We start from the raw sequence: 14,847 nt of genomic DNA on the forward strand, positions 1-14,847 counted from the left end.
GGTATCCAGCTATTCGTAATCGGCGCGGTTGATGCCGTGGCGCTGGAGCTTGTCGTAAAAGGTCTTGCGGGGAATGCCGAGCGTCTCGAGCGTCGAACGCACGTCGCCCTTGTTTGCGATCAGTGCCTCGCGGATCAGCTCGGCCTCGTGTCGTTCCATTTGCTCGGGCAGGGTGAGGCCCGGTGTGGCTGACCCTGGCGCCCGTTTCGGCGGCGGCGTAATCCCGAGCACGACCCGCTCGGCAAAATGCGAGAGTTCGCGGACATTGCCCGGCCAGCAGTGGGTCTCCAGATGACGGCGCACCTCGGTCGTCATGACGGGTATGTCGCGGCGGAAGCGTTCGGCGGCGCGGGTGGCGAAGTGGGCAAAGAGCAGCGGGATATCGGCGCGGCGTTCGCGCAGTGGCGGGATGGAGATCGTCACGACGTTCAGGCGATAATAGAGGTCTTCACGGAACTCGCCGCGCTCGGCCGGATTGCCGAGATCGAGTTTGGCGGCGGCGACGACGCGCAGGTCGACGGGCCTCACCTCGTTGGTGCCGAGCGGGCTTACCTCGCGCATTTCCAGGACCCGCAGCATTTTCACCTGGGTGGACAGCGGCATGCTCTCGATCTCGTCGAGAAACAGCGTGCCGCCGCTTGCATGTTCGATGCGGCCGACGCGCTTCTTCTGCGCGCCGGTAAAGGCGCCGGCCTCGTGGCCGAAGAGCTCGCTTTCGATCACCGTCTCGGGCAGCGCGCCGCAATTCAGCGCAACGAAGTTACCTTTTGTGCGGCGGCTCCAGCGATGCAAGAGTGTTGCCACCACTTCCTTGCCGCTGCCGGTTTCGCCGGCGATCAGCACGTCGACATCGGTATCGGCGATCTGGCGGAGCGTCTGGCGCAGATGCTCCATGGCCGGTGTCTGGCCGATGAGGGGCAGATCGTCGGGCATGGTCGTGGCTGCCTCACGCAGGCGGCGGTTTTCGAGCACCAGCCGGCGTTTTTCGGCAGCGCGGGCGACGCTCTGGACGAGCCGCTCGGCGGGGAAGGGCTTGGCGATGAAGTCATAGGCGCCGTCATGCAGCGCGCGCACGGCCATGTCGACATCGCCATGGCCTGTGATCAGCAGGACCGGCAGATCCGGGTCGAGGCTGCGGATGCGGGCGAAGAGTTCCAGCCCGTCCATGCCGGCCATGCGGATATCGGTGACGACGACGGCCTCGCTTTTCTGCGAAACTTGGGCGAGCGCCTGGGCTGCCGCACCGAAGTCGTGCACGGCATAACCGGCAAGCTCCAGGGTCTGGCGGGTGGCGCGGCGCAAAGCCTGGTCGTCGTCGACGAGGATGATCTCGATGCCGCTGCTCATGCCCGTGCCCTCGTGAGAGTGATGGTGAAGGTGGTGCCCGCCGCGCTCGTCTCGACCGAAAGCCGTCCGCCGTATTCAGTGACGATGTCACGGGCGATCACGAGGCCCAGGCCGAGCCCTGCCTCCTTGGAGGTGGTGAAAGGTATGAACAGGTTGTCCCTAACGTGAGGCGGCAGGCCGGGGCCAGTATCGCTGATCGCAAGATCGACCTCGTCGTCGGAGAGGCGCGCAATCCCGACGCGGATATCGCCATCCGCTTTGCCTTCAATGGCTTCAAGTGCATTCTGCAGGAGATTGATCAGCACCTGTTCTAGGCGGATGCGCTGGCCAAGCACTTTGAGATCGACAGGGATGTCACTGATGGTGAGGCGATCGAAGCTGCCAGCGAAGCGGCTCTTCAACAGGAAGAGGGCCCCGTCGACCGCAGCCTTGACTTCGACAGGTTCGCCGGCCTGGCGGCCCTTGCGGGCAAGACCCTTCAGCTCGCCGGTGATTGCGCCGATGCGGTCAGTGAGCTCGGCGATCAGGCCAAGGTTTTCCTGTGCCTGATCGCCGTTGCCGCGAGCGAGGAAGGTTTTCGCATTGTCTGCATAGGCGCGGATGGTGGCGACCGGCTGGTTGATCTCATGCGCCACGCCGGCTGCGACCTGGCCGAGGATCGCCAGACGGTTGGCCTGGACGAGATCCTGCTGCACGCCCTGGAGGCGGGTGTCGGTTGCCCTGTGTTCGGCGATCTCGGCCTCAAGGCGGTCGCGGGCTTCGGTGAGTTCTACCGTGCGCAGGGTTACCTGGCGTTCAAGTTCCGCCTGCGCGGCCTTCGCCTCTGCTGTGCGGCGGGCAGCGCGACCGCTGCGATACAGGAAATAGCCAGCCGCGGCGAGCAAGGGCAGGCCGAGCGCGACTGCCGTGGTGCGCCCGTGCAAGGTGCCGGCATCCATCGCTGCTGCGGCGGGTGCCAGCAGATGCAAGGTCCAAGGCGTTCCGGGCACCGGCAGGGTCTCGGCGACATGCGGCTGGCGCGGACGCGCACCGGAGGCGTCGGTCGCCACCATCGTGTGTCCGTCAAGGTCGAAGAGCGACCAGATCGGGACTGGCAAAAGCGGGGCTTCGCCAAATTGCAGGCTGTCGCGGATAGCCAGCCGATCTTGCTGGGGGATGTCGGTGATGGTGAAAAAACGCCAATCCGGACGGCTGGTGATCAGGACGATGCCTCTTGTGTCGGTGACATAGGTCGGGCGTCCGGACCGCTGCCAGTCCTGTTCCAGCGCGTTGAACTCGACCTTGACGACCACGACGCCCAATGGTTGGCCGGCATCGTTATCGACGCGGCGGGAGAGATAGAGCCCTGGCCTGCGGCTGACATTGCCCAGCGCATACTGTTCGGCCGTGCCGCTTGCCATCGCCCCGGTGAAGTATTCGCGGAAGGCATAGTTGCTGCCGACGAAGCTGTCGGGCTGACGGAAGTTGCTGGCGGCGATCGTCAATCCCTCGGTGTTGACGACATAGATCACGGATGCGCCGGTTCCCGAGGTGAGGGCCTCCAGCTTTTCGTTCAGGCGGTTGACGCTGTCGGGGCCGGGTGCCTGCAATGTGTCGGCCAGTTCGGCGTCCGTCCCCAGCACGAAGGGCAGGGTGCGTGAGCGGTCGAGCACGGCAATCAGCAACGCGCGCTTCAGCTCGGCATCGGTCTGCGCGTCCTCTGCGACGGCGTCCAGCGCCAGGATCTTGCCCTTCTCGCCGGCGTAGAACAATGCGAGGCCTGACAGCAGAACTGCCACAACGGCACAGATGAGCCAGAGTGTGCGACTTGAGCTTCGAAAGGGCGGCATCACGTATGTTGGTCCTGATAGGGTGTGCGGTAGATCGCATTCTAACACATCACACTTGTGTGGAAAACCGCACGCTCTTATGTGGTGAATCAAGTCTGAGTGCGTATAAAATTCAATTCTATCAGGGCTTTGGCTCCGTTTCCTCGGTCTGGCATGCGCCTTGCTAACCTTTCTTCCAAGCGGCCGCGCCGCTTCCAGTCAGTTAAGCCATCGCCCGGGAGGCCGGAACTCGTTCCGTCAGGGCGACCATGGAGGAAAACATGCATATCGATACCGCAGAGCACGCGCCCGTGGGCCGGCAGCCCTTCTATAAGCTTCTCTATGTTCAGGTCCTCGCCGCGATCGTCGCTGGCATCCTGCTCGGCCATTTCTATCCCGAGATCGGCGCACAGTTGAAGCCGCTGGGTGACGCCTTCATCAAGCTGGTCAAGATGATCATTGCGCCGGTCATCTTCCTGACTGTCGCCACCGGCATTGCCGGCATGAGCGACATGAAGAAGGTCGGCCGGGTCGCCGGGAAGGCGATGCTCTACTTCTTCACCTTCTCGACGCTGGCGCTTGTCGTCGGCCTCGTCGTTGCCAATGTCGTGCAGCCGGGTGCGGGCATGCATATCGATCCGGCCACGCTCGATGCGGCGGCTGTGGCGACCTATACGGAGAAGGCGCATGACTCGTCGATCACAGGCTTCCTGATGAACATCATCCCGACGACGATCGTTGGGGCCTTTGCCGATGGCGACATCCTGCAGGTGTTGTTCTTCTCGATCCTGTTCGGCATTTCGCTGGCGCTTGTCGGCGAGCGCGGCAAGCCGGTCACCGACTTCCTGCAGGCGGTCATCGCGCCAGTCTTCAAGCTTGTCGCCATCCTGATGAAGGCCGCACCAATCGGTGCCTTCGGCGCCATGGCGTTCACCATCGGCAAATATGGCATCGGCTCGGTCACCAATCTCGCCATGCTGATCGGCACCTTCTACCTCACGTCCTTCCTGTTCGTGGCGGTGATCCTCGGGGCTGTCTGCCGTTACAACGGCTTCTCGATCCTGGCGCTCATCCGCTACATCAAGGAAGAGCTGCTGCTCGTTCTCGGGACGTCGTCCTCGGAAGCAGCCCTTCCGGGCCTGATGAACAAGATGGAAAAGGCTGGCTGCAAGCGCTCGGTCGTAGGCCTCGTCATCCCGACCGGCTACTCCTTCAACCTCGACGGCACGAATATCTATATGACGCTGGCGGCGCTCTTCATCGCTCAGGCGACGGATATCCACTTGCCGCTCGGTGACCAGATCCTGCTGCTGGCCGTTGCCATGCTGAGCTCGAAGGGGGCGGCCGGCATCACCGGTGCTGGCTTCATTACCCTCGCGGCCACTCTGTCCGTCGTTCCCGCCGTTCCGGTCGCGGGCATGGCGTTGATCCTCGGCATCGACCGCTTCATGTCGGAATGCCGGGCGCTCACCAACTTCATCGGCAATGCGGTGGCAACCGTCGTCGTCGCGCGCTGGGAAGGTGAACTCGACCAGACGCTCTTCCATGCAGCCCTCGGTGGCAAGGTTCTCGAAGAGGACGACATCCAGCCGGCACTGCAGCCGGCGGAATAATACTTCCGCGCCGACCCAAGACGGCGATCGGAACTGAAGCGCGGCCCGGTATTCATCGGGCCGCGCTTTTTGTTTGCCTCTACTCGGCGGCGATGATGTGGAATTCCGGCGGCTGTGCCGGGTTCTGCGCCTTGCTCATCAGGTAGATCAGACAGCTCGTCCGAAGCAGGGATGCGAAGTTCGAAACCGAACCGTTGATCTCCAGTGCTTCGTCGTGGAGTGTCGACAGGAAGCGGGATGTCGAGAAATTCTGGCTGGCGGCGATCTCGTCGATCAGCACCCAGAAGGCGGCTTCAAGCTGGATGCTGGTGGAATGACCACCAATGCGGACGGAGCGGTTGACCGCGCGATAGCGGCCCGGGTCCTGTCCTGCGAAGACTTCACACATGGCATGCTCCTCCCTGATATCAGTTTTTTCGTTCTTCAGTGTTTTGAGCATTATGTTGCGCGCCGACGCTTCGGTCAATTTCCGTCTTTTCTAAACTGCCACGCCCGGGTGCGAAGAATGAATACATCTTTCGGCGAAAATAATCGGCTGCGGTAATGGGCTGCTACCAGCCTTCCGGCAAATCGCGACATTCTGCAAACATGACATTTGTCAGCATGCGAGGAGCAGCCCATTGGCGAAAATGATCCATTCGATGATCCGTGTCCTTGAAGAGGTCCGATCCGTTTCCTTCTACGTCCAGGCATTCGGTCTGGAAGTCGCAGAACGTCTCGATTTCGAGACCTTCACCCTGATCTATCTCAGCAATCCTGAGAGCGAGTTCGAGCTTGAACTCACGGTCAACAAGGGTCGCGAGGAGGCCTATGAGCTCGGGACCGGCTACGGCCATCTTGCCGTCAGCGTCTCGGACCTCGACGCCGAACACAAGCGGCTGACGGATCTTGGTCTGAACCCGGGCAAGATCGTCGAGTTCAACCGCGACGGGGCGCTGCTTGCCCGCTTCTTCTTCATCACCGATCCCGATGGCTACAAGATCGAGGTCCTGCAGCGGCACGGACGGTACAAATGATCGTATGGCCGGGGGAAGAGGAGCCCTCGGTCGTATGTTTTCGCAGCCGGCGGGCGCGGCAGCGCGCCTTCCAAGGGTGACGGTAAAACGCCGTTGCGCATCATCTCATGGGAGGAGAATGACGTGGTTACGATACTCGACAAGACCGGGGGCATGTCCCGTCGCCAGCTTCTGAAGACCGGTGCGGCGAGTGCCGTGCTGATGATTACGGGCACTGCCGTCATCTGTCCCGACCAGGCCTGGGGCCTGGAGGCGACTGCCCTGAAGCCGGACACGCTCGCGACGCTCATCAAGATGGCGCGCGACATCTACCCGCATGACCAGCTCGCCGAGCGCTTCTATGCGGCAGCCGTCAAGGGTCAGGACACGATGGCTGCTAAGGACGAGAAGCACAAGGCGCTGATCGAAGACGGCATCGCCGATCTCGACAGCAGAGCCGGTGCTGGCGGCTATCGTGGGCTCGGCTGGGAAGACGATCGCGTGGCGATCCTGCGCGACATCGAGACGACGCCCTTCTTCCAGGCTGTACGCGGCGATCTCGTGGTCAGCCTCTATAACCAGAAGGAGATCTGGCCGATCTTCGGCTACGAGGGCGAGTCCTATTCCAAGGGCGGCTATATCGAGCGCGGGTTCGACGACATCACCTGGCTCTGAGCTTAACCCTAGGACAAGCATTCATCGTCGCCGGAAGGAGGCCCATCGCGGATGGGAACGGCGGCGCTTACCCAAATTGACCGATTTCCCGGGAGGAAAACATGGCAGCGCCCTATGATCTCAACGACGACAGCGTGGTCGTCATCATCGGTTCCGGTGCAGGCGGCGGCACGCTTGCCAACGAGCTTGCCCAGAAGGGCATCGACGTGGTCGTGCTCGAAGCCGGCGCCCGTATCGAATACGAGGATTTCATCAATGACGAATGGGAGAGCTTTTCTCAGCTCGCCTGGCTCGACAACCGCACCACCGGTGGCGGCTGGCGGGTGTCGAAGGACTTCCCCAACCTGCCGGCCTGGATCGTCAAGGCGGTCGGCGGCACCACCACCCACTGGGCGGGTGCCTCGCTGCGCATCCAGGAGCACGAGTTCAAGACGCTGACCCATTACGGCAAGGTCGAGGGCGCCAATCTCCTCGACTGGCCGATCACACTCGCCGATCTCGAGCCTTACTATGCCAAGGCCGAAGACAAGATGGGCGTGACCCGCACCAACGGGATCGAGGGCCTGCCCGGCAACAACAACTTCAAGATCCTGAAGGCCGGTGCCGACAAGCTGGGTTACAAGAACTGTCACACCGGCAACATGGCGATCAACTCGGCCGATCGCGATGACCGCATGAGCTGTCAGCAGACCGGCTTCTGCTTCCAGGGCTGTAAATGGGGCGCGAAGTGGTCGACGCTCTACACGGAAATCCCGAAGGGCGAGGCGACCGGCAAGCTCGAAGTCCGGCCGAACTCGCATGTCGTCAAGATCGAGCATGATGACTCGGGCAAGGTGACAGCCGTTGTCTATGCCGACAAGGATGGCAATCTGCAAAGCCAGAAGGCGCGCATCATCTGCGTTGCCGGCAATTCGATCGAAAGCCCGCGCCTGCTGCTCAACTCCGCCTCGTCGAAGTTCCCGGATGGTCTCGCCAACTCCTCCGGCCAGGTCGGCAAGAACTACATGCGCCATACGACCGGCTCGGTCTATGCCGTCTTCGACAAGCCGGTGCATTTCTATCGCGGCACGACCATGGCAGGGATCATCCAGGACGAGGCACGTCACGATCCGTCCCGCGGCTTCGTCGGTGGCTATGAGCTCGAGACGCTGGCGCTCGGCGTACCCTTCATGGCAGCTTTCCTGGATCCCGGTGGCTGGGGTCGCTCGTTTGCATCTGCGATGGACCAGTATGCCAATATGGCGGGCCTGTGGATCGTCGGCGAGGACATGCCGCAGGAGCAGAATGCCGTGAAGCTGCATGGCGAGCTTAAGGACAAATACGGCATGCCGATCCCGGATGTCTGGTTTACCGACCATCCAAACGACGAGGCCATGCGCAATCATGCCTACAAGCAGGGCGTGGCCCTCTATGAGGCAGTTGGGGCAACCCGCGCCTTCCCGACACCGCCCTATCCGTCAACGCACAATCTCGGCACGAACCGGATGAGCGAGAAGGCGCAGGACGGCGTCGTCAACAAATGGGGACAGAGCCACGACATCAGCAACCTTTTCGTCTCCGATGGCAGCCAGTTCACCACCGGAGCGGCCGAAAATCCGACCCTGACGATCGTCTCTCTTGCGATCCGCCAGGCGGATTACATTGCCGAACAGATGGGCCAAGGCACGATCTGAGAGGCGGAACTACCTCCCTCTTGCGGGCAGCGATCGCGACGAGCGGTCCTGCCCGCTTTTTCGTGGGGAGAAGAGCCTTAGTGGCTTCGGGCCGCAACCAGAGCGCGGGCTTTCTCGCGTGCCTTGTTGCGGGTGCGGAGAACGGCCTCGCGGATGCGTGCGCTGCGGCTGTTGTCGTTGTCGGCGACAGTCATCGCATTGCCGCGCCATTCGAAACCGCTGCCGAACCAGGCGGCGACAAAGAGAGCCGGCAAAAGCAGATCACGGGCGAGCATCGCGGGCAGGATGCGCCAGCTGCTTGGCCAGCCATAGCCTCGAGCGAGCAGCACTTCTGCGCCATACCAGGCGGCAAGATAGGCGAGCGGGGCGAGAAGCGGCAGTGTACCTGTCGCCGCGAGCGCAATCATGGCTGCCGTCGGCAGGGCTGCGCCGGTCAGGATTTCCGGCAGGAAATAGAGCGGGAACGAGGCGCGGCGCAGGCGCGCCCAGCGCAGCTGTCGCTTCCAGACGGCGGCGATGTCCCGCTTGCCGAGCGGCTGCGGGAAGGGCTCGTGAACGATGCGGACCTTGAGGCCCGCAGTGCGGATCAGCAGTGTTGCGGCGGCATCCTCGGCGACTTCGTCGCCCAGTCGCTCGAAACCGCCGAGCTGCGTCATCACATGACGGTTGAAGAGCATCGATTTGCCCTGGGCAAAGCCAAAGCCACAGGCGTCGGCGAAGAGCTGCCAGCGGGCCTGGAAACTGTTGAGCCAGGCGCTTTCGAGAAGGGCGCCGGCGTTCTCCGGCTCGGTTCCCGCCGGTGGCGAGCAGACGAGGCCGGTCCCGCTGTCCCAGCGGGCGATCATGCGCTCGATGGTGTCTGCTGGCATCAGCACGTTGCTGTCGGTCATGACGATCCAGTCATGGCGGGCGGAGCGCCAGCCCTTGACCACGTTGTTCAGCTTGGGATTGGCGCTGAAGGGGTCTTCGCCAACGAGAAGTGTCGATGGGACGTCGGGATGCTCCGCCATCAGCCGGCGCGCGAGGGCGGCAGCGGGATCGTCGGCTCTTGCGACACAAAAAAGGATTTCATAGGTCGGCCAATCGAGCCGGAAGGAGGATGCGAGGCAGCGCTCGAGATTGTTTTCCAGTCCGCAGATCGGGCGGATGAGGGTGACCGGCGGGCGCGGCGTCGGCGCAGCCTCTCGGCTTCGGTGGCGCAGCTTGACGGAGAGGACGATGGCGATGCTTGCAAGCTGGGCGAGAAGCGCGATCGCGGCAAACCAGATCAGAAAAGTCATGGCGAGTCTCCGGATTTTGGTATCCGGATAGCACCGCTGTGTGACAGTTCGGCGAAGCCTCACCGGGTTCGAGATGTGGCTTCAGTCCTTGCTGCGCAGAGCGCGAAGCAGTTTGAAACCCAGGAATGCGGCAACGGCACCGGCCGCCAGGAAGCCGCTGATGCTGCCGCTGATTTCGGCGATCTCCGTGACGCTCTCGCTGAAGGCCGCTCCGAGACCGGTATAGAGACCGACCCAGACCATCTCTCCAAGGAGGCCTGCCAGCGTGAAGCGGGCCCAGGAAAAGCCTGAGGCTCCGGCCAAAAGGTTCAGATAGGGGCCGAGCGGGGAAAGCAGCCAGCGGGTGAGAAAGACGGCGACAGTCCCGCGTGCATCCATCTCGTGCTGCGCCCGTTCTATCGCTTTGCGGCGTGCCGGCTCGCGGCTGACGATCGGGACGAGGCGCTGTCCGGCGAGGCGGCCAAGCATGTAGCCGATCTGGTCTCCCGCCACGGCCGAGGCGAGTGCCACGGCAATGACATAGGCCAGCGTGAAGTCTCCGGCGGCCGCCAATGCGCCCATCAGCATCATGACGATCGAGGCGGGCAGGGGCGCGCCGAGGCAACTGATGCCGACGACCAGCGCAAGCAGCAACAGGCCATAGGACGGCAGCGATGCGAGCAGCGTCTCGGTCAGGGTCATCTCGGAGGCACCTGCCGGCGCAGTTCGGCAAGGGAGGCCTCTATCTCGGCCTTGAACTCTTCGAAGTCCTGGCCACGCTCTTCTGCCAATCGCTCCAGCGAGGGTCGCGGGCCATCCTTTGGCGGCGGTGGCAGATCAAGGTCGCGGGCGAGCTTCTCGACCGGCACATGCCAGGAATGGGCGACATAGCCGATCGTCATCCAGGGTTCAGGCGGAAGGTCCTGGCGGGCGGGGTCGTTCCAGTAGGTCACGAAGAAAATCGTTCGCCCGGCGAAGAAGATTGCGAGCGCCATCGCCAGCAGGAATGCCGATGTCAGAATGCGCTGGCGGCGCCAGAGTTTCAGGAATGACTTCACGGTTCTCTTGTGTGCTCAGGTCGGGTTGAGGTTGACAGGTCCGGTTGCCGGCTCTCTATCGTCACGAAGCATGTAAGCGAGAACGAGGAGCGGCGGCAATGGCGGAGGTGGGTGTCCGGCTCGAAGACAGCTGGAAAGCGGTGCTGGGAGACGAGTTCGCGCAGCCCTACATGCGCAATCTCAAGGATTTCCTGAGGGCAGAAAAGGCGGCTGGCAAGCAGATCTTCCCCAAGGGTGCGGAGTATTTCCGGGCGCTTGATCTGACCCCGCTCGACGAAGTCCGGGTGGTGATCCTCGGCCAGGATCCCTATCACGGGGCGGGGCAGGCGCATGGGTTGTGCTTCAGCGTCAAACCCGGCGTGCGCATCCCGCCCTCGCTCGTCAACATCTACAAGGAGCTGCAGAGCGACCTCGGCATTGCGCCGGCGCGGCACGGCTTCCTGGAGCACTGGGCGCAACAGGGTGTGCTGCTTCTCAACAGCGTGCTGACGGTCGAAGAGGCGCGGGCGGCCTCGCATCAGGGGCAAGGCTGGGAGCGGTTTACCGATGCGGTGATCCGCGCCGTCAACGAGGATTGCGAGCATGTCGTCTTCATGCTGTGGGGCTCCTACGCGCAGAAGAAGGCTGCCTTTGTCGATGGGTCCCGCCATCTGATCTTGAAGGCGCCGCATCCCTCGCCGCTTTCAGCACATAACGGTTTCTTCGGCTGCCGGCATTTTTCGCAAGCCAATGATTATCTTCTCTCCAAGGGCAGAAATGCGATTGATTGGCAGTTGCCCAGCGAAGCATGAGGCGGGATCCTGGATGCCCTTATCGAAACCTGCTTAAGTAAGTAAATCGTCATTCTACCGAGCGAACAAAATACAGCCTGACGTTTATTGTGTGCTTTATTGGGGCGGGGCAGATTGCTCGACGATTTTTCCAGTCGTTTTCAGGTCTCACCTTTATGCAGTCCGCAATTCCGGTTTCGTCCGTTTGGCGACGGCCCGTTTCGCCGCTTCTTTGTCGCTGTGAAGAGGGCGATCTCGACCTTGTTGTCATTGGTGCCGGGTATCAGGGTCTTTCGACAGCATTGCATGCGGCCCGCGCCGGGCTTTCGGTTCAGGTCATCGAAGCCGGCGGGATCGGTGACGGTGCATCCGGGGTGAATGGCGGCCAGGTGATCCCGGGACTGAAGCAGGATCCGGAAACGCTGCTTGCGCTTTTCGGTGAAGAGACCGGCCGAAGGCTGATCGAGTTTTCGGCGGGGACGGCAGATCTTGTCTTCGATCTCATCGCCCGAGAGGGGCTCGATGTCGAGCATACGCGCTCCGGCTGGATCCAGGCGGCGCATACCGAGACCGCCATGCAGGCGGCCGCTCAGCGCAATCGGCAATGGCGGGCTCAAGGGGCGGATGTGGCGCTTCTCAATTCTGCAGAGATTGCGCTTCTGACCGGTGCCGAAGGCTATCGCGGCGGTTTTCTCGACCGTCGCGCCGGTGTCGTCAATCCGCTGGCGCTCGTGCATGAACTGGCGCGTGTCGCGACGGAAGCCGGCGCGGCGCTTGTTCTGAATGATGCCGCCATGTCGCTGCAGAGGGACGGAGCGTTCTGGCAAATCACAACGCAATCCGGCCGCTCGTTCCGGGCGCCGAAAGTCCTTGTTGCGACCAACGCCTATTCCGAGGGGCTGGTGCCGAACCTTGCCCAGAGCCTCGTCTGGCTGCATTCCTTCCAGATTGCCACGCAGCCGCTACCGCCGGATTTCGATTTCGTCCTGCCAAGCGGACAGGCGGTGTCAGACAGCCGGCGGATCCTCGTCTACTATCGCCGCAGCGCAGACGGTCGTCTGGTTCTCGGTGGACGGGGGCCGATGCGCGTACCGCAATCGACAGACGATTGGCTGCATCTGGAGCGGGCCACGCTTCGTCTGTTTCCGATGCTTGGCTCCGTGCGGATCGAGCAGCGCTGGTTCGGTCGTGTCGCGATGACGCCCGACAATCTGCCGCATCTTCATGAACCCCATCCGGGGCTTCTGATGGCGGTCGGCTGCCAGGGGCGCGGCATTGGGCTGATGGTGGCGCTCGGTCGGGCTCTCGCGCGGTATCTGGCCGAGGGCAGCCGGGAGGCCCTGCCACTGCCGATCACGCCCGTGGTACCCATTCCGCTGCATCGCTTCCGACGTCTCGGTGTCGCTGCCCATCTTGCCTGGTATAGATTGCTCGATGGACTGGAACGCTGATCCCCGCATTGAGGTTGGGGAAAGCCTGATCACGCCGTTTTGGATGCTTGCCGTGATCCGGCATGTGACCAATAGTGCAAAATACCTTACTTTCACTCCGCTGGAGCGCGCATGTCCAACCATCTGAAGTTCTTCATAGACGGTGCGTGGGTCGATCCGCTGGAGCCTGCAGTGCTGGACGTGATCGATCCGTCCACCGAGGAGACCTTTACGACGATCTCCATCGGCGGACGCGGCGATGTCGAACGCGCCGTGGCAGCCGCCCGAAAAGCCTTTGCCACTTTCTCGCTGACCGACCGGTCGGAGCGACTGGCGCTTCTTGTGCGCATCCTTGCTGTTTACAACGAGCGCTTCGACGACATCGCCCAGGCCATCAGTCGTGAAATGGGTGCGCCGCTCACTTTCGCACGAGACTCTCAAGCCGGGGCAGGGCGAGCGCATCTGGAGGCAACGATTGCCGCCTTCAAGAGCTTCGAATTCATGGAACAGCGTGGCTCGACCCGCATCGTCAAGGAGCCAATCGGCGTCTGTGCGCTTATCACGCCCTGGAACTGGCCGCTCAACCAGATCGTCTGCAAGGTTGCTCCGGCAATTGCCGCCGGCTGCACCGTCGTGCTCAAGCCCTCGGAGATCGCGCCGGTCTCGGGGCTGATCTTTGCCGAGGTGATGCAGGCGGCTGGGACGCCTGATGGGGTGTTCAACCTGGTCAACGGCCGCGGCCCCGAAGTTGGCCAGGTGATGGCAGGCCATCCCGATGTCGACATGGTGTCGTTCACCGGTTCGACGCGGGCCGGCATCATCGTCGCCAAGACGGCGGCCGACACGGTCAAGCGTGTGGCTCAGGAACTGGGCGGCAAGTCGGCGAACATCATCCTTCCGGATGCCGATCTCGAAACTGCCGTGCGCAAGGGCGTGGAGGGCTGTTTCGGCAATTCGGGCCAGTCCTGCGATGCGCCGACCCGGATGCTGGTCCCGGCCGATCGCCATGACGAGGCGCTTCATATTGCGCGCGAGGCTGCGGACGCTCACAAGGTCGGTGATCCCAGAGCCGAAGATACCGTCCTCGGTCCTGTGGTGAGCGACATTCAATACAACAAGATCCAGCGGCTGATCGAAATGGGGATCGAAGAAGGCGCGCTGCTGGTCACCGGCGGTCCCGGGCGGCCCGAGGGCCTGAACCGCGGCTACTATATCCGCCCTACGGTTTTCGGCCATGTGACGCCGGATATGACGATCGCCCGTGAAGAGATTTTCGGCCCCGTGCTGTCGATCATGCCCTACGAGACCGAAGAGGAGGCGATCGCAATCGCCAACGACACCGTCTATGGCCTCGCTGCCTATGTTCAGTCGCAGGATATCGACCATGCGCGGCGGGTTGCAGGGCAGATGCGCGCGGGCTCCGTCTATCTGAACTATCCGGACTGGGACACGTCCGCGCCGTTCGGCGGCTACAAACAATCCGGCAACGGGCGCGAATATGCCGACTGGGGGATCAACGACTTTCTCGAGATCAAGGGCATCGTTGGCTGGGGCGCCTGAGCGGCTTTCAGAACACTCATCACGCCGTCCGTCCCGCCGCAAACGCGCCGTGGGCTTTTCAGCTTTGGCATCGGCTCGCCCTTGAGCGACTGCAGTTCTACTGCCACCTCAAGTAATATCTGCCACAGATGTTACGCTTCCGCCTAAATTCTGCCAATTTTTCCAAAGGCTTGCAGTAGAGCCTTAGGGCAGGTGCGCGGAACAATTTCGCGTGAAGTCCGTTCTTTCCGTCAATGGCAGTCAACGGAAAGGATCAAGCCATGAATACGAAGATTATCGCTCTTGGCGCAGTCGTACTTGGTGCCGTCGCTTCTCCTGTCCTGGCGCAGGAAGGTACGGTCACCGGTGCTGCCGGTGGTGCCGTGACCGGTGCTATTGTCGGCGGTCCCGTTGGTGCCGCCGTAGGTGGCGTCGTCGGCGCCATTGCCGGCACCGCAGTCGCCCCGCCGCCGGACCGGGTTGTCACCTATGTCCAGCAGCAGCCGGTCCCGGCTCAGCCGGTCGTGATCGAGCGGCAGGTGGTCGTCGGTGAACCTCTTCCGCAGGAAGTTGTCCTGACCACGATCCCCGAGGATCCGACCTATGCCTATGCCGTGGTCAACAACCAGCGCGTCATCGTCGACCCGCAGACCTATGTCGTCGTCGGCGTCGTTCAGTAA

The 14,847-nt window shown here is 62.5% G+C and carries 14 protein-coding genes; 8 read left to right on the forward strand and 6 right to left on the reverse strand.

Going from position 1 to position 14,847, the window contains the following annotated elements:
- Positions 1-9: 9 nt before the first annotated feature.
- Both BSY240_RS20175 and BSY240_RS20180 read right to left on the reverse strand, forming a co-directional pair.
- Complete coding sequence (locus BSY240_RS20175) at positions 10-1,347, reverse strand: sigma-54-dependent transcriptional regulator (RefSeq protein ID WP_069043503.1); 1,338 nt, start codon at positions 1,345-1,347, stop codon at positions 10-12.
- The gene (locus tag BSY240_RS20180; RefSeq protein WP_083229757.1) at positions 1,344-3,125 is read right to left on the reverse strand and encodes a sensor histidine kinase; all 1,782 of its coding nucleotides are present in this window, start codon (positions 3,123-3,125) and stop codon (positions 1,344-1,346) included. Before BSY240_RS20180 ends, BSY240_RS20175 begins: the two co-directional genes overlap by 4 nt.
- A gap of 311 nt (positions 3,126-3,436) precedes the next feature.
- On the opposite strand from BSY240_RS20180, the gene BSY240_RS20185 reads away from it, so the two are divergent.
- Positions 3,437-4,768, forward strand: coding sequence for a dicarboxylate/amino acid:cation symporter (locus BSY240_RS20185; RefSeq protein WP_150127506.1), 1,332 nt, complete (start codon positions 3,437-3,439; stop codon positions 4,766-4,768).
- A 79-nt stretch (positions 4,769-4,847) separates the two neighbouring features.
- On the opposite strand, the gene BSY240_RS20190 is transcribed toward BSY240_RS20185, so the two are convergent.
- Positions 4,848-5,156 (reverse strand): ribbon-helix-helix domain-containing protein, encoded by a 309-nt coding sequence (locus BSY240_RS20190; protein ID WP_069044070.1) that lies wholly within the window; start codon positions 5,154-5,156, stop codon positions 4,848-4,850.
- 232 nt (positions 5,157-5,388) lie between these two features.
- Between BSY240_RS20190 and BSY240_RS20195 the strand changes: the two genes are divergently transcribed.
- From BSY240_RS20195 to BSY240_RS20205, 3 genes are all read left to right on the forward strand, one after another.
- Positions 5,389-5,784: a VOC family protein gene (locus BSY240_RS20195; RefSeq protein ID WP_069043506.1), complete on the forward strand. Its 396-nt coding sequence runs from the start codon at positions 5,389-5,391 to the stop codon at positions 5,782-5,784.
- Positions 5,785-5,907: 123 nt separating this feature from the next.
- Positions 5,908-6,438, forward strand: coding sequence for a Twin-arginine translocation pathway signal (locus tag BSY240_RS20200; RefSeq protein ID WP_069043507.1), 531 nt, complete (start codon positions 5,908-5,910; stop codon positions 6,436-6,438).
- 101 nt (positions 6,439-6,539) lie between these two features.
- Positions 6,540-8,111, forward strand: coding sequence for a GMC family oxidoreductase (locus BSY240_RS20205; RefSeq protein ID WP_069043508.1), 1,572 nt, complete (start codon positions 6,540-6,542; stop codon positions 8,109-8,111).
- Positions 8,112-8,188: 77 nt separating this feature from the next.
- Here the strand turns inward: BSY240_RS20205 and BSY240_RS20210 are convergent, their stop codons facing one another.
- From BSY240_RS20210 to BSY240_RS20220, 3 genes are all read right to left on the reverse strand, one after another.
- Positions 8,189-9,391 carry a ceramide glucosyltransferase gene (locus tag BSY240_RS20210; protein WP_069043509.1) on the reverse strand — a complete coding sequence of 401 codons (1,203 nt, stop codon included), beginning with the start codon at positions 9,389-9,391 and terminating at the stop codon, positions 8,189-8,191.
- Between the two features lie 81 nt (positions 9,392-9,472).
- Complete coding sequence (locus BSY240_RS20215) at positions 9,473-10,072, reverse strand: DedA family protein (RefSeq protein WP_054148322.1); 600 nt, start codon at positions 10,070-10,072, stop codon at positions 9,473-9,475.
- Positions 10,069-10,428 (reverse strand): hypothetical protein, encoded by a 360-nt coding sequence (locus BSY240_RS20220; protein WP_069043510.1) that lies wholly within the window; start codon positions 10,426-10,428, stop codon positions 10,069-10,071. The genes BSY240_RS20215 and BSY240_RS20220 overlap by 4 nt, the downstream gene beginning before the upstream one ends.
- Before the next feature lie 98 nt (positions 10,429-10,526).
- Here BSY240_RS20220 and ung point away from each other — a divergent pair, with 98 nt between their 5' ends.
- The 4 genes from ung (at position 10,527) to BSY240_RS20240 (ending at position 14,847) form a co-directional block, all read left to right on the forward strand.
- Positions 10,527-11,219 carry a uracil-DNA glycosylase gene (ung, locus tag BSY240_RS20225; protein ID WP_054148324.1) on the forward strand — a complete coding sequence of 231 codons (693 nt, stop codon included), beginning with the start codon at positions 10,527-10,529 and terminating at the stop codon, positions 11,217-11,219.
- A 155-nt stretch (positions 11,220-11,374) separates the two neighbouring features.
- Positions 11,375-12,649, forward strand: a complete 1,275-nt coding sequence (locus tag BSY240_RS20230; RefSeq protein ID WP_069043511.1) for an NAD(P)/FAD-dependent oxidoreductase — start codon at positions 11,375-11,377, stop codon at positions 12,647-12,649.
- A gap of 111 nt (positions 12,650-12,760) precedes the next feature.
- Positions 12,761-14,188 (forward strand): aldehyde dehydrogenase family protein, encoded by a 1,428-nt coding sequence (locus tag BSY240_RS20235; RefSeq protein WP_069043512.1) that lies wholly within the window; start codon positions 12,761-12,763, stop codon positions 14,186-14,188.
- Positions 14,189-14,448: 260 nt separating this feature from the next.
- A complete protein-coding gene (locus tag BSY240_RS20240) occupies positions 14,449-14,847 on the forward strand; it encodes a DUF1236 domain-containing protein (RefSeq protein ID WP_054148521.1) in 399 nt (132 codons plus the stop codon).

Source organism: Agrobacterium sp. RAC06 (assembly GCF_001713475.1).
Classification (GTDB): Bacteria; Pseudomonadota; Alphaproteobacteria; order Rhizobiales; family Rhizobiaceae; genus Allorhizobium.